This window comes from Streptomyces hamibioticus, assembly GCF_047946815.1.
Classification (GTDB): Bacteria; Actinomycetota; Actinomycetes; order Streptomycetales; family Streptomycetaceae; genus Streptomyces.
This window is the reverse complement of sequence record NZ_JBKKQY010000001.1, coordinates 7082655-7101505: the sequence shown is the minus strand read 5'-3', so window position 1 is coordinate 7101505 and position 18851 is coordinate 7082655. Positions and strand designations below refer to the sequence as shown.

The window sequence follows — 18851 nt, the reverse complement described above, 5'->3', positions numbered from 1 at the left end:
CACCGGGCGGGTCCGACCAGGCGGGCGCGGGGTGCGCCCGGAGGCGTCCGGGACGTCCCGACGACGCGCCCGACCACTCCGGCGCGGACGGCGCGGAACCGATCCGCGGCCGGAGCAGATGGCGCTCGTGGGGAGTCCGCGGCCGCTAGGACTGGGGCCGTTTGCCGTGGTTCGCGGCGTTGTTGCGGCGGGACTTCTTCTTCCTGCGTCGCTTCGAGGACATGTGAACTCCCCTCTCGTCGGCTTCTCGTCAGCTGTGGTGGTCACGATCGCACAGTGCCGCGGGCCGCGCGATCCGAAGCCGGCGGCGGGCTGCCCTCGCGGCGGCGGGGGCGGCCCTCGCCCGGGGCCGGCGCGACGGGTTAGCGTGTGACGATGCGCCATGAGGTGACCGAAGCCGATACCGCCGTGACTCTGGGCAGCGGGGACGTGCCCGTGCTGGCCACCCCTCGACTGATCGCCTGGCTGGAGGCGGCGACGGTGCGGGCGGCCGCCCCGTTCACCGCGGCGGGGCAGACGACGGTGGGCACCGCGGTACGTGTCGAACACCTCCGCGCCACCGCGGTCGGGGGGTACGTGGATGTCTCCGCCGAGCCGCCGGACGCCGCCGGACGCCGCCTCACGTTCCGGGTGCGGGCGGTCGACGGGACCGGCAGGCCGGTCGCGGAGGGCGAGATCGACCGGGCGGTCGTCGACCGGCAGCGGTTCCTGGAGGCGACGTCCGATTCGGGACGGCCCGCCGACCGTTCCTGAGGCTCCGCGCCCCCTCCCCGCCGGGTCTCTTCCTGCACCGGACTCTCCCGCGCCGGATCTCCTGTCCCGCGGGGGCTCACGGTGTGCTCGGCCGGCCCCTGCGCGCCCGCGCGCTTGCGCCGGGGATGAGGACACGTCCTGACCGCAACGCCTGCGACCGTGGTCCCACCCCCAGCGAGGATCACAACCGGAAGGGCCTGCCACGGTGACCACGCCGACCACACCACCCTCCTCTCCCGGCCTTCTCGGCCCTCTCGACGGCGACCGCACCGAGGTACGGCCGCGATGACCGTTCTCGACGCCCGCTCGCTCAACCGGGCCACGCTCGCCCGGCAGTGGCTGCTCGAGCGCGCCGACGTACCGCCGCGGGACGCCGTCGCGCACCTGTGCGGTCTTCAGGCGCAGGAGCCGCAGGAACCGTTCGTCGGGCTCTGGTCGCGGCTGCGCGCGTTCGACCCGGCGGCGCTCTCCGGCCTGCTGCTCCGGCGCAGGGTGGTGCGGACCCATCTGATGCGCCGCACCGTCCACCTCGTGACCGCCGAGGACGCGCTGGCCTGGCGCGCCCGCCACGGGGCCATGCTGCGCCAACGGGTGCTGGGGGTCTACCGCCGCGAACTCGCCGGTACCGACCTCGACGAGATCGCCGCGGCGGGCCGGGCGGTGCTGGCCGACGGCGAGCCGCGTTCGATGGCCGAGCTCGGGCGGGCCCTCGCCAAGCACTGGCCGGAGCCGGGAGCGCGGCCCCTGGGTGAGATGCTGATCGCCCTCGTCCCGGTGGTGCAGCTGCCGCCGCGCGGACTGTGGCGGACGAACGCAGGGGTGCGCAACGTACTGCTGTCGTCCTGGCTGGGCCGCGAGATCGACCCGGCGTCCCCGGACGAGGACGATCCGGTGGGCCAGGTGCTGGTACGGCGCTATCTCGCCGCGTTCGGCCCGGCGGCCTCCGCCGACCTGCGCGCCTGGTGCGGGCTCGCCGGACTTCCCGCCGCGGTGGCCGCGCTCCGGGGGGAGCTGGTCGCCTTCCGGGACGAGCGGGGCCGGGAACTGCTGGACCTTCCCGACGCGCCGCGGCCCGACCCGGACACGCCCGCCCCCGTGCGGTTCCTGCCGGCGTTCGACAACGCGATCCTCGGCTACGACGACCGGAGCCGGATCATCGACGACGCCCACCGCGGGCTGTCGGTCGCCGGCGCCCGCGTCGTCCTGGTCGACGGCCGGGTCGCCGCGACCTGGACGGTGGCGGACGGCACCGTGAGCGTCACTCCGCTGCGCCGCCTCACCCGGACCGAGCGCACCGCCGTGGGGGAACAGGGGCGGGCACTGGCGGCGTTCCTCGCCGACGGCGACAGCCACCGCGTGCGCGTCCGCGCCTCCCCCCGATGAGCGGGGCCCGCCCCGCGGCCGCCGGACGGGTGGGGCAGGATGTGGGCATGAGCGTAGTGAAGATCAACGTGCTGACCGTCCCCGCCGAGCAGCGCGAGACGCTGGAGAAGCGCTTCGCCTCCCGTGCGCACGCCGTGGAGAGCTCGGACGGCTTCGAGTGGTTCGAGCTGCTGCGTCCGGTGGAAGGCACCGACACCTACCTGGTCTATACGCGGTGGCGTGACGAGGAGTCCTTCCAGGCCTGGATGGAAGGACCGATGAAGGCGGCCCACCAGGGCCGGCCGGGGGACGGCGGCGAGCGCCCCGCGCCCGCGGCGAGCAATGCGACGCTGTGGTCCTTCGAGGTGGTGCAGCAGGCGGCGCCGAAGACGTCCTAGCGCCGGCCCTGGGGCGGGGTGCCGGGCCCGGCGGCATCCCCGTACCCACCGGTCGGCCGGGCGGCGGCGCCGCGCACGCAGACCTCGTTCGCGCGCAGTCGCACATCCCGCACCCCGGCGGCCTGCCGGTCCGGGCCCTGCGGTGCGTCCGGGTACGGCGTACGACGCCCCCCGGGAAGGACTTCGAACGGGCGGGGTCCGTCCATGTCGCCGACACCTCCTCGATACCTCCTCGGTACTGGCCGGCCACCCCGCGTGCTGATGCGACTCGGCCTGCGCCGACCCGGCGCGCGACGCGCAGAATCATTGACGCGGAGCGCCCTCCGGCGCCACCCTGAGTAGTCTGGTGGGTGCAAAGGATCACTGGTTCCGTAATCGAAAGCGGTTGAGCATGCCGGTTGCGAAAAGGCCCTGCCTCCTGAAGGCCGCGGAAATCAGCGACGCCCCCGCGGGGGCCGTGGACTGCACGCGATGACGGCCCCGTCGGTCACCACCGACCAAGCCGCCGAGCCCCTCGCGTCGCCGGTCCGTTCGCACAACGAGTGGGATCCACTGGAGGAGATCGTCGTCGGGCGTCTCGACGGCGCGACCATCCCGGCGAACCACCCGGTGGTGGCCTGCAACATTCCGCCGTGGGCGGCGCGGCTGCAGGGGCTCGCCGCAGGCTTCAAGTATCCGCGCAGGCTGATCGAGCAGGCGCAGGAGGAACTCGACGGATTCGTCGCGCTGCTGCAGTCCCTCGGCATCACGGTGACGCGTCCGGACGCGGTCGACCACCGGCAGCGCTTCGCCACTCCCGACTGGACGTCACGCGGCTTCTGCAACACCTGTCCGAGGGACAGCATGCTGGTCATCGGCGACGAGATCATCGAGACGCCGATGGCGTGGCCGTGCCGGTATTTCGAGACCCACTCCTACCGTTCGCTGCTCAAGGACTACTTCCGTCGTGGGGCCCGCTGGACGGCGGCGCCGAGGCCGCAGCTCACCGATGAGCTGTTCGACCCGGACTTCCGCATCCCCAAGGAGGATGAGCCCATGCGCTACATCCTCACCGAGTTCGAGCCGGTGTTCGACGCGGCGGATTTCGTGCGGGCCGGTCGCGATCTGTTCGTGACCCGGAGCAACGTCACCAATGGCATGGGCATCGACTGGCTGCGCCGTCACCTCGGCCCCGGGTACCGGATCCACGAGATCGAGAGCCGCTGCCGTACGCCCATGCACATCGACACGACGCTGGCGCTGCTCGCCCCGGGCAAGGTGCTGGTCAACCCGGAGTACATCGATGTCGACCGCCTGCCCGACACCCTGAAGTCGTGGGACGTCCTGATCGCCCCCGAGCCGGATCCGATCGGGGACCGTCTGCTCAAGCTCACGTCGATGTGCGGCAAGTGGCTCAGCATGAACGTCCTCATGATCGACGACAAAAGGGTGATCGCGGAACGGCATCACACCGGCATGCTGCGCGCACTGGAGAAATGGGGATTTGAACCGATCCCCTGCGACCTGCTGCACTACGCGCCGTTCGGGGGTTCGTTCCACTGCGCGACACTCGACATCCGGCGCCGCGGGGCTCTCGAGTCCTATTTCGACTGACCGGCCCCTTTCGACTGACCGGCCGCCCGCGCCTCGCCCCTGCCGCGAGCCCGCCCGGAGCCGGCTTTCCCGCCCGCCGGTGCGCATGACCCGGGCAGGTGGCCAACACCGCTGCGTCTCCGGAGTCTTGACGTCCAGTCACCTGTTCGAGCGGTGATACGATCACCGCGTTTGCGGAGCGGGCGGACGACCGAGTGACGACATGTCCGGCTTCAGGGACAGCCCGGGCGGCAATCCCGAGCGGGCGGTCCGCGGCCGCCCGCATTTGACGGGAAATCAGCAAGCTGGCCGTCAGTCGCCTGAAGAGAGTCTTATGACGGAATACATAGGGAACCCCTTGCTCTGGGTTCTCTTCTTCGCCCTCCTTGCCGCCATCACCCTTGTCGTCCGCCAGCGCAGGGCGGCGCGCGCGTTGCGGCAGGAAGTCCAGGACCTCAAGGTTCATTACGCAGAGCTGGAGAACGATTACGGAAAGTCCGTGCGTGCGGCGCAGGAGCGGGCCGAGGAAGAGACCAAGACCGTCCTGAAATCCGCCATGCGGACACTTCAGGGCCTTGCCGCCGAACAGCAGTTGGTGCTGTCCCGGTTGCAGAGCAAGTACGGCGATTCGGCGATGCTGCAGGACCTGCTGGAAATCGACCACACCAACTCGCAGTTCGGGCGGCGGGCGCAGTCCATCGCGGTGCTGTGCGACGGCTGGCTGGGCGGGCGGCGCGACACCGCCTCGGTGTACGACGTGGTGCGCAGCGCCCAGGGCAGGATCCGGCACTTCCGCCGGGTGGAGATCCTGTCCCAGGTCGACTTCGGCATCACCAGCCGGGCCGTCGAGCCCGTGGCCCTGACCCTGGCCGAACTGCTGGACAACGCCACCAGTTACTCGAGCCCCGACACCGTTGTCGAGATCAACATCCGGACCGTTCCCAAGGGCATCTGCATCGTCGTCGACGACGCCGGTGTCGGCATGAGCGAGGAGGAGCGCGACCGCGCCCAGAAGCTGCTCTCCAGTGAGCGTGCCTCGGGTGTGGCGGGACTCGGCAACCCCCCGCAGTTCGGCTTCGCGGTCATCGGCCTGCTGTGCGAGCGCTTCGGCTTCGAGGTGTCGGTGGACTCCTCCTCCCCGTACGGCGGGGTGCGTGCGGTCGTTCTGCTGCCGCACGACCTGCTCACCGCCATGCCGGAGAAGAAGGCGCCGTCGGCGCCCGCGGTCCGCGCGGCCGGCCGGTCCGGTACGGACGGCGGGCCGGAAGCCGCGCTCACCGCCTCCTCGACGGCCGACGGCCTGCCCCGGCGGCGCCGCAAGCGGCCGATGGCCATCGTGCCGGGCGGCACCTCGGCCCCGCGTTCGGAGACCCGCTCCGAGGCCGAGCAGGCACAGGTCATGGCGGCCTTCCAGCGGGGCACGCAGTCGGGCCGGGCGGCGCAGCCGGACGACCCGGATCAGACGAGCAGCACACGTGGTGCAAGCAGCGAAGGACATGAGGTCTCGTGAAGGACGATCTGTCATGGATGCTCGACAGCGCGCTGGAGATACCCGGGGCCCTGCACGCGGTCCTGATATCCGCCGACGGGCTGCTGATGGCCCGGACGAAGGACTTCGACAAGGATGACGCGGACCGGGTCGCGGCGGCGATGAGCGGTGTGCAGTCGCTCAGCCGGACCCTCGGGTTCTTCTGTGAGGACCCCCACCAGCGGTGGCGGCAGACCCTGGTCGAGTTCGACGGCGGCTGGGTCTTCCTGATCTCCGCCGGTGAGGGCGCCTACCTCGGCGTGTCCGCCACTCCCGACGTCGACATGGCGGACATCACCTTCCGGATGCAGCAGCTCGTCGCCCAGCTCGGCAAGGAGCTGACGACTCCGCCGCGCGAGAACCTCGGCACCCGCTCATGAACCACGACGCCTGGGAGCCCGAGGCCGCGGAGTTAGTACGGCCGTATGTCATCACCAAGGGGCGCGACCTGCCCGACGACGAGCAGCTCTCCCTCATCACGCTGGTCACCGCGGCCGAGGCACACGGCCGGCGGCCGGCCGCCCGGCTGTCTCCCGAGGAGCAGAGCCTGCTGGGTCTCTGCTCCGCCGGTTATCTCTCGGTCGCCGAGATCGCCGGGCACACCCGGCTGCCCCTGGGCGTGGTGCGGATCCTGCTGGCCTCGCTCATCGAGGGCGGCCATGTCGTCACCCGCCCGCCGGTGGCCCGCGCCCACCTCGCCGACAAGGAAATCCTGGAGGAGGTGCTCAATGGTCTCCGCGCCAAGTTTGGATGAGCAGGCCTATGTCCGCGGCGGGGCGACCCAGACCGCGGTGAAGATTCTCGTCGTCGGGCACTTCGCGGTGGGCAAGACCACGTTCATCGGCTCGATCTCCGAGATCGAGCCGCTGTCCACCGAGGAGACGATGACCCGGGCCGCCGAGTCGGTCGACGACCTCAAAGGGGTCCAGGGCAAGACCACCACCACGGTCGCCATGGACTTCGGCCGGCTGACCATCAGCGACCGGGTGGTGCTCTACCTCTTCGGAACACCCGGACAGCAGCGCTTCGTACAGATGTGGGAGGACATGGCCCGCGGCGCGCTCGGCGCCCTGGTGCTGGTCGATCCCGAGCGGCTGGCGGACTCCTTCCCGGTGATCGACCTCATCGAGCACTACGGGCTCGACTACGCCATCGCCGTCAACCACTTCGACGGTGCGCCGCCGCGCGACGAACGGGCGCTGCGCGAGGCGCTGGACCTGCTGGACGACACCCCCGTCGTCACCTGCGACGCCCGCGACGAGCAGTCCTCGGCCGCCGTGCTGACCACGCTCGTCCGCCACTTGCTGGACCGTGCCCACTAGGAACTGAGAGCAGACATGCACGCTCACGACAACGCCCCGGTGCCGCCGCCCGGGTGCCCGGCCCACGGCTCCGGCGGCCGGGTGCCGCTGCACGGGCCGGAGTTCGCCGCCGACCCGCAGGGCTACTACGAGTTCCTGCGCCACTACGGGCCCGCCGCGCCCGTCGAGCTGGCTCCGGGCGTGGAGGCGACCCTGGTCACCGACTACGCGGCGGCCCTGCAACTGCTGCAGGACTCCGCCTCCTTCCGCAAGGACGCACGCCGCTGGCGGGCCTTCAACGAGGGCAAGGTGGGACCGGACAGCCCGGTGGCCCCGCTGCTGGCCTACCGTCCGAACTGCATGTTCGCCGACGGCGCCGACCATCTGCGGCTGCGTCAGGCGGTCACCGACAGCATGGCGCGGGTGGACACCCGCCGGCTGAGCCACAGCACCGAGCAGATCTCCGGCTACCTCATCTCCCAGTTCAGCGCCCGTGGTTCGGCCGACCTGCTCGGCGACTACGCCAAGCAGCTGCCGCTGTTCGTGTTCAACGAGCTGTTCGGCTGCCCCGCCGGCATCGGCGACCGGGTGCTGTTCGGCATCTCCGGCATGTTCGACGGAGTCAACGCCGACAAGGCCACCGAGGTGCTGTTCCAGGCCGTGCGGGAACTCGTCACGCTGAAGCGGAGCAAGCCCGGCGACGACGTCACCTCGTGGCTGATGCAACATCAGGCCGGGCTCAGCGACGAGGAGATGGTCCACCAGCTGGCACTGCTGTTAGGGGCGGGTGCCGAGCCGTTGCGCAATCTCATCGGCAACACACTGCACCGGTTGCTCACCCACGACCGGTACGCCCACGAGGGCGGGCTGATCGACGAGGCGCTCGACGACACGCTGTGGGAGAACCCGCCCATGGCGAACTACGCGCCGCACTACCCGGCCACCGACATGGAGTTCGCCGGACAGCAGTTGCAGGCCGGCGACCTGCTGCTGGTGAGCTTCGCCGCGGCCAACACCGGGCCGACGCTCACCGCCTCGCGCCAGGCCGGCAGCAACCGGGCGCATCTGGCGTGGAGCGCCAGCCCGCACGCCTGCCCGTCGAAGGAACCGGCCCGGCACATCACGGTGACGGCCATCGAGAACCTCCTCAACGAGCTGCCCGATGTCGAACTGGCCGTGCCGGAGGACAGTCTGGCGTGGCGTCCGGGGCCGTTCAACCGGGCGCTGGTCACGCTTCCGGCCCGGTTCACGCCGGTGCAGCCGGCCCGTCGGCCGGCCGACCGGTCCGCTCCGGCGGCGGCCGAGCACGAGCAGGCGGCGGGGGCGGCGCGTTCGGCCGGACGCGCCGGACTGTGGAGCCAGTTCCTCAACTGGCTCACACGGTGATGTGCGCAACACCCTCCTGAACTCTCCCCCTTCGCATGATGGTTCGACGGCAGGGGTAGTGAGCAACGCGGCATTCGAGTTGCTTACGAGGTGAAGGAGGTGTCGTGGACCACATATCCACGAACGCTGCTTTCCTGTCGGTCAGACCCCAGATACCCGCCCCACCGGGCGGGTATCCTCATGTGCGCCCGCCGCGGCCGCACGCCCTGCGGCTCCGGGCGGCCCGGTGAGCGCCGCCCCGGCCGGTCGCCAGGAGCCCGGCACACCGACTCTCGGCGCGTTCACGAGCGGCCAGTTGCGGCGGCTGTGCGGGGTCGTCGGCCTGTCCGACGCCGACGCCGAGACCTACGCCCAGGTCCTGACCGACTCCCTGGGTCCGGTGGCCGGGCGGCCACTGGACCTGCCCCCCGCGAACCGCACCTTCCTGTCCGACGACCACACGCCCGTCGAGTTCTCGCTCTCCTTCCAGCGCGGCGCGGACCCGGCCCTGCGGGTGCTGGTGGAACCAGGCTGCGGCGCAGGCAGCCTGGCCGCCGCCGGCCGGGCGGGGCTCGCGACGGTCCGTGCGATGGCCCGGCGCTGGCGCTTCTCCACCGCCGAGCTGGACGACCTCCAGGACCTGTTCCTGCCCGACTCCCCCCGGGGCACGCTGGCCCTGTGGTGCGCGTTGGAGCTGCGGCCCGGAGGCGTGCCCAAGGTCAAGGTCTACCTGGACCCGTCCGCCTCCGGGCCGGAACGCGCCGCCGCTACGGTGCGGGAGGCTCTGCGGCGGCTCGGTCACCGGCACGCCGCCCCCGCGCTGCCCGAGGCCGACGGATACCCGTTCTTCGCCCTGGACCTCGGGGACTGGCAGGAGCCTCGGGCCAAGGTCTATCTGCGCCACGACGGCCTCACGGCCGTCCGTGCCGGGCGGTTGTCCCGCATGGACCCCGGTCCCGCCGCGGCGGGGATCGAGGGGTTCTTCCGCACAGCCGCGGGAGCCGGCTCCGGGGACTCCCGGTTGAGCCGGCGCCCCGGCCTGACCTGCCACTCCTTCACCGACACCGCGGCCGCGCACCCGACCGGCTTCACCCTGCACGTGCCGGTCCGGGACTACGTCCGGCACGACGGGGAGGCGCTGGCGCGGGCGGTGAGCGCGCTGCGCCGGCACGGTCTGGACTCCGGGGTGCTCGCCCGCTCCCTGGCCGCCGTCACCGAGCGGCGGCCCGAGGACGGGGTGGGGCTGATCGCCTACCTGGCACTGGCCCATCAGCACGGACGGCCGCCGCGGGTGACGGCGTACGTCTCCTCCGAGGCGTACGCGGTCCGGCCGCCGGTCGCCCGGGCGCCGCTGGCGGCGGAGGCCCTGCGCTGACGTGACGAGGCTCCCGGCACGGGTGCACCGGGAGCCTCGCGCCCATGGGGCGGCGGGCGGGCGGCAGCGGCTACACGCCGAGCAGCTCCCGCAGTTCCTCCAGATACGGGGTCACGTCGACCTGGATCGAGGCGCCCTGGGTCCGGCCGTATCGCTGGGCGATGGCTTCGAGGTAGGTGTCGATCTCCTGGCGCATGGCGTCCTCGGACGGCAGTGCGGTCTCGCCCTCGATGATCCCCGCCAGCCAGCGTGCCTGGGCCTCCACGAGCCGGGTGATCGCGCCCACGGGACGGACCAGGCCGGCGAAGTACAGGCCGGGCCGGCCGGGTGCGACGACCCGCTTGTACAGCTCGACGGCGCCGCCCGGACCCAGCGGGCAGCCGTCGGGCAGGAACGGGAAGGCCATGCGGAAGCCGGTGCAGTAGACGACCGCGTCGGCCTCCTCGGCGGTTCCGTCGGTGAAGACGACCCGGTCGCCGTCGAAGGAGGCGATGGCGGGCTTCGGCGTCACGGCGCCGTGCCGGATGCGGCTGAGGATCTCGTCGGAGATGGTCACGGCCGAGGAGAAGATCGGGTGGTCGGGTTCGGGCAGGCCGTAGTCCCCGAGCCGGCCGCGCGCGACCAGGAGGGCCTGCTCCACGAACCTGCGCTGCTCGGTGAAGGACATCTTTCCCCACCACGGGGCGTCGGCGATCAGGTCGACCGACACCCCGAAGAGCTGCTTGGGCACGATGTGCAGCCCCCGGCGCACCGAGAGCAGGGTCCGCGCGGCGTGCCGGGAGAGGTCCGCGGCGATGTCCACCGCGGACGCCCCGAGACCGACCACGACGACGCGTCGTCCGGCGAAATCGCTGCCGTCGCGGTAGTCGAGGGAGTGCAGGATCGTTCCGGCAAAGGATGCGGCGCCGGGCGGGAGCGGGTCGGGCAGGGCCGGGTCGGTGTGGTGCCCGGAGGCGACGACCACGTGCTCGAACCGCCGCGTCGCCGACGTGCCGTCCGGCTTCCGGCTGACCACCGTCCAGGTGCCGTCGGGCTCCTGGCGTGCGGACACCACCTCGGTGCGCAGCTCCACGTGCTCCAGCAGGCCAGCCCACTCGGCGAAGGACCGCAGATAGGCGGCGACATCGCTGTGCCGGGGGTAGAGCGGGTAGCAGTCCGGCATCGGAAAGTCGGCGTAACCCGTCAGCTGCTTGGCGGTGTTGAGGTGCAGTGACCGGTAGCCGGGCCCCCGCTCGCCGGCCCCGGGCTGACGCCAGATGCCGCCGACGTCGGCAGCCCGCTCGAGGCAGACGAACCCGATGCCGCGCTCGTTGAGGGCGTGTGCCACAGCCAGCCCCGACAGCCCCGCACCGATGACACACACACGCACAGCTTCTCCCCGGCACTCACACGTGATCCTCCCCCGACAGGCATTGACTGCCCATCCGCCACTCACCGCACACCAGTACCCGCGCCGAACCGACGTGGCAGTCCTCACGTTTCGCCCTGTCGGCACGGCGTTCCACCCCGTGGGCACGCCGGTCGCGCGGGCTCGGCGCCGTCGGAGCAGCGTGGGGACCCGAGGCCCATCGAGGACACACTCTGTCCTACTGCCCTCCTACCGTGAGGTTCATGACCACTCCTGCTGAAGCCCCCGTCCCCGTCCCCGACCTGCTCCAGGCCCTGGCCGAGCAGCGGGAGCTGCTGCTGATCACCGTCCGCGGCATCACCGACGCCCAGGCCGCGCGGCGCACGACGTCAGCGAGCTGACGCTGGGCGGGATCGTCAAGCACCTGGCGTGCGGGGAACGCGTATGGACGCGCTTCCTCGCCGAGGGGAACGGGGAACTCCCGGACGGCATGCTCGACATGGGGCAGTACGCCATGGCCGAGGGCGAGTCGCTCGCCGGCCTGCTGGACGCCTACGCGACCGCCGCGCGGGGCACCGAGGAGGCCGTCGGCGCCCTGCCGGACCTGGACGGGCGGGTGCCGCTGCCGAGGACTCCCTGGTCTCCGCCCGAGACGGTCCACTGGTCCGCGCGCCGGATTCTGCTCCATCTGATCAGGGAGACGGCCCAGCACGCCGGTCACGCGGACATCATCCGGGAAGCACTGGACGGGGCCGGCAGCACCGCGCAGCGGTGACCGGCCCCGTCCGAGAGGGCGAAGGCAGCCGGGGCTCAGGCAAGTTCGACCAGGAGGTCGCCGCCCTCCACCTGCTGGACCCGGTTGATGGCCAGCCGGGCCACCGTGCCGGACTTGGGCGCGGTGATCGCGGCCTCCATCTTCATCGCCTCGATCGTGGCCACCGTGGCACCGGCCTCCACCCCGTCGCCCTCGGCGACCGCGAGGGTCACCACGCCGGCGAACGGCGCCGCGACATGGCCCGGGTTCGCCCGGTCGGCCTTCTCGGTGACCGGAACGTCGGAGGCCGCGGCCCGGTCGCGGACCTGGATCGGACGCAGCTGGCCGTTCAGGGACGACATCACCGTCCGCATGCCGCGCTCGTCGGCGTCGCCGACGGCCTGCAACTCGATGAGCAGCCGGACGCCCGGTTCGAGGTCGACGGTGTACTCGCTGCCGGGGCGCAGCCCGTAGAAGAAGTCCTTGCTGTCCAGGACGCTGGTGTCGCCGAAGGTGCTGCGGTGCGTCTCGAACTCGCGCGTCGGGCCGGGGAACAGCAGGCGGTTGAGCGTGGCCCGCCGGTCCTTGGCGAGGCCGGTGCGGTCCTCGGCGGTCAGTTCCTGCACGGGCTTGGCCTCCGCGCGGCCCTGCAGCGCCTTGCTGCGGAACGGCTCGGGCCAGCCGCCGGGCGGGGTGCCCAGCTCGCCGCGCAGGAAGCCGATGACGGAGTCCGGGATGTCGTACCGGTCCGGCGCCGCCTCGAACTCCTCCGGGGAGACACCGGCACCGACCAGGTGCAGGGCGAGGTCGCCGACCACCTTGGAGGACGGGGTCACCTTCACCAGGCGGCCGAGCATCCGGTCGGCGGCGGCGTACATCGCCTCGATGTCCTCGAACCGCTCGCCGAGGCCCAGCGCGATGGCCTGGGTGCGCAGGTTGGAGAGCTGGCCGCCCGGGATCTCGTGGTGGTAGACGCGGCCGGTCGGCGAGGCCAGTCCCGCCTCGAAGGGGGCGTAGACCTTGCGGACGCTCTCCCAGTACGGCTCCAGGTCACCGACCGCCTGGAGGTCGAGGCCGGTGGGCCGGTCGGAGTGGTCGGTGGCGGCCACGATCGCCGACAGGGAGGGCTGCGAGGTGGTGCCGGCCATGGACGCCACCGCCCCGTCCACCGCGTCCGCGCCGGCCTGGATCGCCGCCAGGTAGCTGGCGAGCTGACCGCCGGCCGTGTCGTGGGTGTGCAGGTGCACCGGCAGGTCGAACTCCCGGCGCAGGGCGGAGACGAGGGTGGCGGCGGCCGGGGCGCGCAGCAGGCCGGCCATGTCCTTGACCGCGAGGACGTGGGCGCCCGCGGCCACGATCCGCTCGGCCAGGCGCAGGTAGTAGTCCAGGGTGTACAGCCGCTCGGCGGGGTCGGAGAGGTCGCCGGTGTAGCACAGGGCCACTTCCGCCACGGCGGTGCCCGTCTCCCGTACGGCGTCGATGGCCGGCCGCATCTGGTCGACGTCGTTCAGGGCGTCGAAGATGCGGAAGATGTCCATGCCGGTGGCCGCCGCCTCCTGCACGAACGCGTCGGTCACCTCGGTCGGGTACGGCGTGTAGCCCACGGTGTTCCGGCCGCGCAGCAGCATCTGCAGGCAGATGTTGGGCACGGCCTCGCGCAGGGCGGCGAGGCGCTCCCAGGGGTCCTCGGCGAGGAAGCGCAGGGCGACGTCGTAGGTGGCGCCGCCCCAGCACTCCAGCGACAGCAGCTGCGGCAGGGTGCGGGCCACGGCCGGGGCGACGGCGAGCATGTCCTTGGTGCGCACCCGGGTGGCGAGCAGTGACTGGTGGGCGTCGCGGAAGGTGGTGTCGGTGACGCCGATGGTGGGCGACTCGCGCAGCCAGCGGGCGAAGCCTTCGGGGCCGAGTTCGGCGAGCCGCTGCCGGGAGCCGGCCGGGGGTTCGCCCGCGGGCAGCGGCGGGATCTTCGTCATCGGATCGACGGTGCGGGGCCGTTCGCCGTGCGGCTTGTTCACCGTGACGTCGGCGAGGTACGTCAGCAGCTTGGTGCCGCGGTCGGCGGAGTGGCGTGCGGTGAGCAGCTCGGGGCGCTGCTCGATGAAGGAGGTGGTGACCCGGCCCGCCCGGAAGTCCGGGTCGTCCAGCACCGCCTGGAGGAACGGGATGTTGGTGGCCACGCCGCGGATGCGGAACTCGGCCACGGCGCGCCGGGCGCGGCCCACCGCGGTGGCGAAGTCCCGGCCCCGGCAGGTGAGCTTGACCAGCATCGAGTCGAAGTGGGCGCTGATCTCCGTACCGGCGTGGGTGGTGCCGCCGTCGAGGCGGATGCCGGAACCGCCGGGTGAGCGGTAGGCGCTGATCTGGCCGGTGTCCGGGCGGAACCCGTTGGCGGGGTCCTCGGTGGTGATCCGGCACTGCAGCGCGGCGCCGCGCAGGCTGACGGTCTCCTGCGCGAGGCCGAGGTCGGCCAGGGTCTCGCCGGCGGCGATGCGCAGCTGGGACTGGACCAGGTCGACGTCGGTGACCTCCTCGGTGACCGTGTGCTCGACCTGGATGCGGGGGTTCATCTCGATGAAGACGTGGTTGCCGTCGCGGTCGAGGAGGAATTCCACCGTGCCGGCGTTGCGGTAGCCGATCTGCCGGGCGAAGCGCACGGCGTCGGCGCAGATGCGGTCGCGCAGCGCCGGGTCGAGGTTGGGCGCTGGCGCCAGCTCGATCACCTTCTGGTGGCGGCGCTGCACCGAGCAGTCCCTCTCGAACAGGTGGATGACGTTGCCCTGTCCGTCGGCGAGGATCTGCACCTCGATGTGGCGGGGCTCGACGACGGCCTTCTCCAGGAAGACGGTGGCGTCGCCGAACGCGGACACCGCCTCCCGGGACGCGGCCTCGATGGCCTCGCGCAGCTGGGCGGGGTCCTCGACGCGGCGCATGCCGCGCCCGCCGCCGCCCGCGACGGCCTTGACGAAGACGGGGAAGCCGATGCCGTCGGCGGCCCGGACGAGTTCGTCGACGTCGGTGGAGGGCGCCGAGGAGCCGAGGACCGGGACACCGGCCGCGCGGGCGGCGGCCACGGCGCGCGCCTTGTTGCCGGTCAGCTCCAGGATGTCGGCGCCGGGCCCGACGAAGGTGATGCCCGCCTCCTCGCAGGCCCGCGCCAGATCGGGGTTCTCGGACAGGAAGCCGTACCCCGGGTACACGGCGTCCGCTCCCGCCCGGTGGGCCGCCCGGACGACCTCCTCGACGGAGAGATAGGCCCGCACGGGGTGGCCCGGCTGCCCGATCTCGTAGGCCTCGTCGGCCTTCATCCGGTGCAGTGAGTTGCGGTCCTCGTGCGGGAAGACGGCAACGGTTCGGGCGCCCAGCTCGTAGCCCGCGCGGAACGCGCGAATCGCGATCTCACCGCGGTTGGCTACCAGCACCTTGCGGAACATCGGTGATCCCTTCAGCCTGCCGGTGACGGAAGACCATCGTGTCGGGGGCACCGGCGGTACGCCATGTGACTCGGACCACTCGATGCCGACGGCCGCACGGGCAGACGCCGTGCCGGTCACCCGGGTGGGCCGGGAGCCGTCCGGTGTCGCCGCGACCGTCGCCGCCTTCCTGCGCCGTACGGGGGACCCGGGCGGGGGGACGGAGGAACCGGCTCCTCGGCGGTCAAGCAATGAGTTGTCCACCCATGGAGTCGGAGGTTGTATGACCGTCGGGAAGGCTCTGACGTTCGTGATCAGCGCTGTCGTCTGCGCCGGGGCGCTTGCGACCGGCTGTGCGCAGCAGCAGCCGGGGGGCGGATCCGCTCCGAGCCCGGCATCCGGCGCCCCCGCTCCCCCCGCCGCTCCTCCCGCGCCCTCGGACCGTCCGCTTCCCGGCCTCGGGCCCGTGATGCGGTCCCGTGTCCCCGCGGGCACCGGGCAGGTCCTGGTCGTCGAGGGCACGACGATCAACACGGCCGGGGCGGAGGCCGTGCTGTACGAGAAGGACCCCGTCCGCGGCTGGCATACCGTCGCCGGGCCCTGGCCCGCGCACAACGGTCTGCGGGGCTGGACCCGTGATCACCGTGCGGGCGACCTGCGTACGCCCATCGGTGTGTTCGGGCTGCGGGACGCCGGCGGCCGGCTGCCCGATCCGGGGAGCGGGCTGCCGTACGACCAGGACCCCGAGTTCGCGATCTCGGGCACCGGCCACCTCGGGGAATCGCTGGAGGGCTCGTTCGACTACGTGGTCGCCATCGACTACAACCGCGTGCCCGGCACCACCCCGCTGAACAAGGAGCGGCCGCTGGGCGCGGACCGGGGCGGCGGGGTCTGGATCCACGTGGACCACGGCGGACCGACCAACGCCTGTCTGTCCCTGCGCAGGGAGCACATGCGTGCGCTGCTGCGCGCCCTGGACCCGGAGAAGGAGCCGGTCGTGGTGATGGGGCCGGCGGCGGCACTCAGGACGTGACCGCGGCTCTCAGGACGTGACCGCGGCTCTCGTCACGTGGCGACCGGCCCTGCCGGCCCGGGTGCCTTTCCGGCGGTGCTGCGGGCTCAGGCTTCCCGCGGAGGTTCGGGGACCGCGATGGTGCCCTGTGCCACGGCGCACAGGGTCGCCGCCCCGGCACCGTCCACGGCGGAGATGTCGCAGCGGCAGACGACACGGGAGCGGCCGGCCCGCACGACCTGGGCGTGGGCCCGCAGCAGGGTGCCGTCGGCGGGGCGCAGGTAGTCGAGCGTGAACCCGGCGGTCAGCAGCCGGGCGCCGGCCACGGTGCCCGCGGCGAAGGTCAGCGTGTTGTCGGCCGCGTAGGCGAGCACGCCGCCGTGCACGAAGCCGTTCTGCTGGCGCAGGTCGTCGCGGATGTCCAGCTCGAGCGTCGCCTCGCCCGCACCGAAGCCGACCAGGCGGGCGCCGAGGAGCTTGCTGAACGGCTGTGCGGCCAGCGCCTGTTGGGCGGCCGCCAGGTCCGGAGTGTCGTTCACGTGCTGTTCCCCCTGCCCTCGTCCTTCACGGCTTCATCCTCCCCCGCCTCGTCCGTCCCCGTCTCTTCCTTTTCCGCTGCCGCCCGCTCCGCCACGGCCTGCGACGTGCGCGCGGCGTGAACGCGCAGGCCGAGCAGAACGGCTCCGTGCTCGCTCAGCCGCAGGCCGAGACCGCCGTGGGCGAGCAGCCCGGCGCCCGCGGCGGAGAGCGGGACCGACAGGCCCAGCACGGCCAGCGCCTCGGGCCAGTCCCGCTCGTCCGCGCAGCGGTCCTCCGGGCTTCCGTTGTTGGCCGTACCGTCGCGGGCGGTCAGCCGGGGCTCGCACGTCAGCCTGTTGCCGGAGAGTGCGTCACCAATCCGGTACGAGGTGGTGAGCAGTACACCGCACCACACCCACAGCACGGCCGCCGCGGACAGCAGCCCGATCCCCAGGTTCTTGAGGCGCCTGCTGTGTTCACGGAACTTCACTGGATCTGCATGCACATGATCGAACTTAACGGTTCCGCGCTCCGCCTTCTCACGCCGCGGGCGGCATCTCGGTCTCCCGCGAGTCGAGGCCGGGCCGCGCCCTCCGCCAGCCGCCCCGGGTGAAGTCGGGGACCTCCACCGGGCGTCCGTTCCGGGCCAGGGACGCGGCGCTCAGCGGGACCGGGGCGCACCAGGCCGCCGAGTCGTAGACGTCGATGTCCGGGACGAGGCCCGCGCGCATCAGCTGGACCGTGCGCCACTGCAGGACGTAGTCCATGCCGCCGTGGCCGCCGTTGTTCGCGGCGTCGTCGCCGACCTTCAGCCACAGCCAGTGGTCGAACTCCTTGCGGTAGGTGTCGAAGTCGCGCCAGGAGTGGCCGCCGTGGTCGGGTTCGATGTAGATCCGTGCACCGGTCGGCGCGGGGCCCGCGTAGTCCTCGATGATCCCCCGGCTGCAGGCCAGGGTGTTGATACGGCTGTAGGGACGCGGGGAGCTGACGTCGTGCTCGGCGCGGATCATCCTGCCTCGCGCCGTCTCGATCATGCAGGTGATCCGGTCGCCGTTGATGTACGTCTCCTTCCAGGACGGGTGGTCCCGGGGGACGAACCGTTCCCGGTAGTCGGCCAGGCCCTTCGGGGCCGACGCGGTGGCGGTCAGGGTGGTCAGGCGGTCACCGCGGTTGACGTCCATGGCCGCGGCGATCGGGGCCAGTCCGTGCATGGGGTAGAGGGAGGCGGTGCTGCGGGTGTGCCACAGGCGTCGCCACGCGTCGGTGTAGTAGGTGTCGGAGAACAGCAGTTCGCGCAGGTCGTGGAGGTAGCCTCCGTGGCCGTTGGTGATGTCCCCGAACAGACCGGCGTGCGCCGCCCTGAGCATGGCCAGCTCGTTGCGGCCGTAACTGCAGTTCTCCGCCAGCATCAGGTGCCGGCGGGTGCGTTCGGAGGTGTCGACCAGGTCCCACAGCTCGCGCAGTTCGGTGGCGACGGGGAGTTCGACCATGGCGTGCCTGCCGCTCAGCAGTGCCGCCCGGCCGTGCTCGTGATGGAACTCCCAGGGCGTGGCGATGTACACCAGGTCGATGTCGTCGCGCGCGAGCATCCGCCGGTAGGCGTCCGCGGATCCGCCGAACTCGGCGGGGCGTGGCTCGCCCTTGCCCTCCAGCCGGTCGGCGGCGCGCTTGGCGCGGTCGGCGCGGATGTCGCAGACGGCGGTCACGGTGCAGCCGGGGACGGCCGCCCAGCCGGTGATCATGCCCCCGCCGCGGTTGCCCAGGCCGATCACGCCGACGCGGACGGTCCGGTGGGTGTCGAAGGGCACGCCGATCATCGACTTCTGACCGGGTCTGCGACGGGGTGCCTGTTCGGTCGCCGCCGACGCGGCCTGGGCCGAACCGGCGAATCCGGCCGCCAGCATGCCGGTCGCGGCGGCGCCGCCCAGGAGCAGTCGGCGGGAGACAGGGGGGATGTGGGACATGGCGGCAACGCTCCTCGATGAGTGGAGGCCTGCATCACTGTCGAGGCACGACTCTGCGGGCAGTGCCATTTCCATGTCAATACGTGTTCAGAGACAAGCCACTTCAATCAACATTGCGCATCGCGCGGTTCGTCCGGACACGCGACAGGCCGGCCGGTGGGACACCGGCCGGCCTGGAGGGGCGGGGAGA

General features: G+C 72.2%; 20 protein-coding genes. 13 read left to right on the top strand and 7 right to left on the bottom strand.

What is annotated here, in order from left to right; translation table 11 throughout:
• Positions 1 to 145: 145 nt before the first annotated feature.
• Positions 146 to 223 (bottom strand): 50S ribosomal protein bL37, encoded by a 78-nt coding sequence (locus ACLGIH_RS32445; RefSeq protein WP_416529542.1) that lies wholly within the window; start codon positions 221 to 223, stop codon positions 146 to 148.
• 164 nt (positions 224 to 387) lie between these two features.
• Here ACLGIH_RS32445 and ACLGIH_RS32440 point away from each other — a divergent pair, with 164 nt between their 5' ends.
• From ACLGIH_RS32440 to ACLGIH_RS32430, 3 genes are all read left to right on the top strand, one after another.
• Entirely contained in the window at positions 388 to 753 is a 366-nt protein-coding gene (locus tag ACLGIH_RS32440; protein WP_416528853.1) for a thioesterase family protein, read from the top strand.
• A gap of 285 nt (positions 754 to 1038) precedes the next feature.
• Positions 1039 to 2136: a winged helix DNA-binding domain-containing protein gene (locus ACLGIH_RS32435; RefSeq protein ID WP_416528852.1), complete on the top strand. Its 1098-nt coding sequence runs from the start codon at positions 1039 to 1041 to the stop codon at positions 2134 to 2136.
• A gap of 47 nt (positions 2137 to 2183) precedes the next feature.
• Positions 2184 to 2513: an antibiotic biosynthesis monooxygenase family protein gene (locus ACLGIH_RS32430; protein WP_416528851.1), complete on the top strand. Its 330-nt coding sequence runs from the start codon at positions 2184 to 2186 to the stop codon at positions 2511 to 2513.
• Here ACLGIH_RS32430 and ACLGIH_RS32425 read toward each other — a convergent pair.
• Positions 2510 to 2719 carry a hypothetical protein gene (locus ACLGIH_RS32425; protein ID WP_416528850.1) on the bottom strand — a complete coding sequence of 70 codons (210 nt, stop codon included), beginning with the start codon at positions 2717 to 2719 and terminating at the stop codon, positions 2510 to 2512. The two genes, ACLGIH_RS32430 and ACLGIH_RS32425, sit on opposite strands and share 4 nt — an antisense overlap.
• A gap of 265 nt (positions 2720 to 2984) precedes the next feature.
• On the opposite strand from ACLGIH_RS32425, the gene ACLGIH_RS32420 reads away from it, so the two are divergent.
• The 7 genes from ACLGIH_RS32420 to ACLGIH_RS32390 all read left to right on the top strand — a co-directional run bounded on the left by ACLGIH_RS32420 (position 2985) and on the right by ACLGIH_RS32390 (position 9654).
• A complete protein-coding gene (locus ACLGIH_RS32420) occupies positions 2985 to 4106 on the top strand; it encodes an amidinotransferase (protein ID WP_416528849.1) in 1122 nt (373 codons plus the stop codon).
• Between the two features lie 313 nt (positions 4107 to 4419).
• A complete protein-coding gene (locus ACLGIH_RS32415) occupies positions 4420 to 5595 on the top strand; it encodes a sensor histidine kinase (RefSeq protein ID WP_416528848.1) in 1176 nt (391 codons plus the stop codon).
• A complete protein-coding gene (locus tag ACLGIH_RS32410; RefSeq protein ID WP_416528847.1) occupies positions 5592 to 5993 on the top strand; it encodes a roadblock/LC7 domain-containing protein in 402 nt (133 codons plus the stop codon). The genes ACLGIH_RS32415 and ACLGIH_RS32410 overlap by 4 nt, the downstream gene beginning before the upstream one ends.
• Positions 5990 to 6367 carry a DUF742 domain-containing protein gene (locus ACLGIH_RS32405; RefSeq protein ID WP_416528846.1) on the top strand — a complete coding sequence of 126 codons (378 nt, stop codon included), beginning with the start codon at positions 5990 to 5992 and terminating at the stop codon, positions 6365 to 6367. The genes ACLGIH_RS32410 and ACLGIH_RS32405 overlap by 4 nt, the downstream gene beginning before the upstream one ends.
• Positions 6342 to 6935 carry a GTP-binding protein gene (locus ACLGIH_RS32400; protein WP_416528845.1) on the top strand — a complete coding sequence of 198 codons (594 nt, stop codon included), beginning with the start codon at positions 6342 to 6344 and terminating at the stop codon, positions 6933 to 6935. The genes ACLGIH_RS32405 and ACLGIH_RS32400 overlap by 26 nt, the downstream gene beginning before the upstream one ends.
• 15 nt (positions 6936 to 6950) lie before the next feature.
• Entirely contained in the window at positions 6951 to 8300 is a 1350-nt protein-coding gene (locus ACLGIH_RS32395) for a cytochrome P450 (protein WP_416528844.1), read from the top strand.
• Positions 8301 to 8526: 226 nt separating this feature from the next.
• On the top strand, positions 8527 to 9654 hold the full coding sequence (locus tag ACLGIH_RS32390) for a tryptophan dimethylallyltransferase family protein (protein ID WP_416528843.1): 1128 nt from the start codon (positions 8527 to 8529) through the stop codon (positions 9652 to 9654).
• Between the two features lie 70 nt (positions 9655 to 9724).
• Here the strand turns inward: ACLGIH_RS32390 and ACLGIH_RS32385 are convergent, their stop codons facing one another.
• The gene (locus tag ACLGIH_RS32385; protein WP_416528842.1) at positions 9725 to 11023 is read right to left on the bottom strand and encodes a flavin-containing monooxygenase; all 1299 of its coding nucleotides are present in this window, start codon (positions 11021 to 11023) and stop codon (positions 9725 to 9727) included.
• Positions 11024 to 11265: 242 nt separating this feature from the next.
• On the opposite strand from ACLGIH_RS32385, the gene ACLGIH_RS32380 reads away from it, so the two are divergent.
• Positions 11266 to 11403 (top strand): DinB family protein, encoded by a 138-nt coding sequence (locus ACLGIH_RS32380; protein WP_416528841.1) that lies wholly within the window; start codon positions 11266 to 11268, stop codon positions 11401 to 11403.
• On the top strand, positions 11400 to 11777 hold the full coding sequence (locus tag ACLGIH_RS32375) for a mycothiol transferase (protein WP_416529541.1): 378 nt from the start codon (positions 11400 to 11402) through the stop codon (positions 11775 to 11777). Before ACLGIH_RS32380 ends, ACLGIH_RS32375 begins: the two co-directional genes overlap by 4 nt.
• Positions 11778 to 11812: 35 nt before the next feature.
• Here the strand turns inward: ACLGIH_RS32375 and ACLGIH_RS32370 are convergent, their stop codons facing one another.
• Positions 11813 to 15187 (bottom strand): pyruvate carboxylase, encoded by a 3375-nt coding sequence (locus ACLGIH_RS32370; protein ID WP_416528840.1) that lies wholly within the window; start codon positions 15185 to 15187, stop codon positions 11813 to 11815.
• A 262-nt stretch (positions 15188 to 15449) separates the two neighbouring features.
• On the opposite strand from ACLGIH_RS32370, the gene ACLGIH_RS32365 reads away from it, so the two are divergent.
• Complete coding sequence (locus ACLGIH_RS32365) at positions 15450 to 16199, top strand: hypothetical protein (protein ID WP_416528839.1); 750 nt, start codon at positions 15450 to 15452, stop codon at positions 16197 to 16199.
• An 86-nt stretch (positions 16200 to 16285) separates the two neighbouring features.
• Here ACLGIH_RS32365 and ACLGIH_RS32360 read toward each other — a convergent pair whose 3' ends face one another.
• From ACLGIH_RS32360 to ACLGIH_RS32350, 3 genes are read right to left on the bottom strand one after another with little or no spacing between them, the layout of a single operon-like run.
• The gene (locus tag ACLGIH_RS32360; RefSeq protein WP_416528838.1) at positions 16286 to 16717 is read right to left on the bottom strand and encodes a PaaI family thioesterase; all 432 of its coding nucleotides are present in this window, start codon (positions 16715 to 16717) and stop codon (positions 16286 to 16288) included.
• Entirely contained in the window at positions 16714 to 17187 is a 474-nt protein-coding gene (locus ACLGIH_RS32355; protein WP_416528837.1) for a hypothetical protein, read from the bottom strand. Before ACLGIH_RS32355 ends, ACLGIH_RS32360 begins: the two co-directional genes overlap by 4 nt.
• A 49-nt stretch (positions 17188 to 17236) precedes the next feature.
• On the bottom strand, positions 17237 to 18661 hold the full coding sequence (locus ACLGIH_RS32350) for a Gfo/Idh/MocA family protein (protein ID WP_416528836.1): 1425 nt from the start codon (positions 18659 to 18661) through the stop codon (positions 17237 to 17239).
• Positions 18662 to 18851: the final 190 nt, after the last annotated feature.

Excerpts from the sequence above, each read along its gene's own strand:
- ACLGIH_RS32445 (WP_416529542.1), bottom strand. The coding sequence starts at position 223 with ATGTCCTCGAAGCGACGCAGGAAGAAGAAGTCCCGCCGCAACAACGCC.
- ACLGIH_RS32435 (WP_416528852.1), top strand. The coding sequence starts at position 1,039 with ATGACCGTTCTCGACGCCCGCTCGCTCAACCGGGCCACGCTCGCCCGG.
- ACLGIH_RS32430 (WP_416528851.1), top strand. The coding sequence starts at position 2,184 with ATGAGCGTAGTGAAGATCAACGTGCTGACCGTCCCCGCCGAGCAGCGC.
- ACLGIH_RS32425 (WP_416528850.1), bottom strand. The coding sequence starts at position 2,719 with ATGGACGGACCCCGCCCGTTCGAAGTCCTTCCCGGGGGGCGTCGTACG.
- ACLGIH_RS32420 (WP_416528849.1), top strand. The coding sequence starts at position 2,985 with ATGACGGCCCCGTCGGTCACCACCGACCAAGCCGCCGAGCCCCTCGCG.
- ACLGIH_RS32415 (WP_416528848.1), top strand. The coding sequence starts at position 4,420 with ATGACGGAATACATAGGGAACCCCTTGCTCTGGGTTCTCTTCTTCGCC.
- ACLGIH_RS32405 (WP_416528846.1), top strand. The coding sequence starts at position 5,990 with ATGAACCACGACGCCTGGGAGCCCGAGGCCGCGGAGTTAGTACGGCCG.
- ACLGIH_RS32400 (WP_416528845.1), top strand. The coding sequence starts at position 6,342 with ATGGTCTCCGCGCCAAGTTTGGATGAGCAGGCCTATGTCCGCGGCGGG.
- ACLGIH_RS32395 (WP_416528844.1), top strand. The coding sequence starts at position 6,951 with ATGCACGCTCACGACAACGCCCCGGTGCCGCCGCCCGGGTGCCCGGCC.
- ACLGIH_RS32380 (WP_416528841.1), top strand. The coding sequence starts at position 11,266 with ATGACCACTCCTGCTGAAGCCCCCGTCCCCGTCCCCGACCTGCTCCAG.
- ACLGIH_RS32370 (WP_416528840.1), bottom strand. The coding sequence starts at position 15,187 with ATGTTCCGCAAGGTGCTGGTAGCCAACCGCGGTGAGATCGCGATTCGC.
- ACLGIH_RS32365 (WP_416528839.1), top strand. The coding sequence starts at position 15,450 with ATGACCGTCGGGAAGGCTCTGACGTTCGTGATCAGCGCTGTCGTCTGC.
- ACLGIH_RS32350 (WP_416528836.1), bottom strand. The coding sequence starts at position 18,661 with ATGTCCCACATCCCCCCTGTCTCCCGCCGACTGCTCCTGGGCGGCGCC.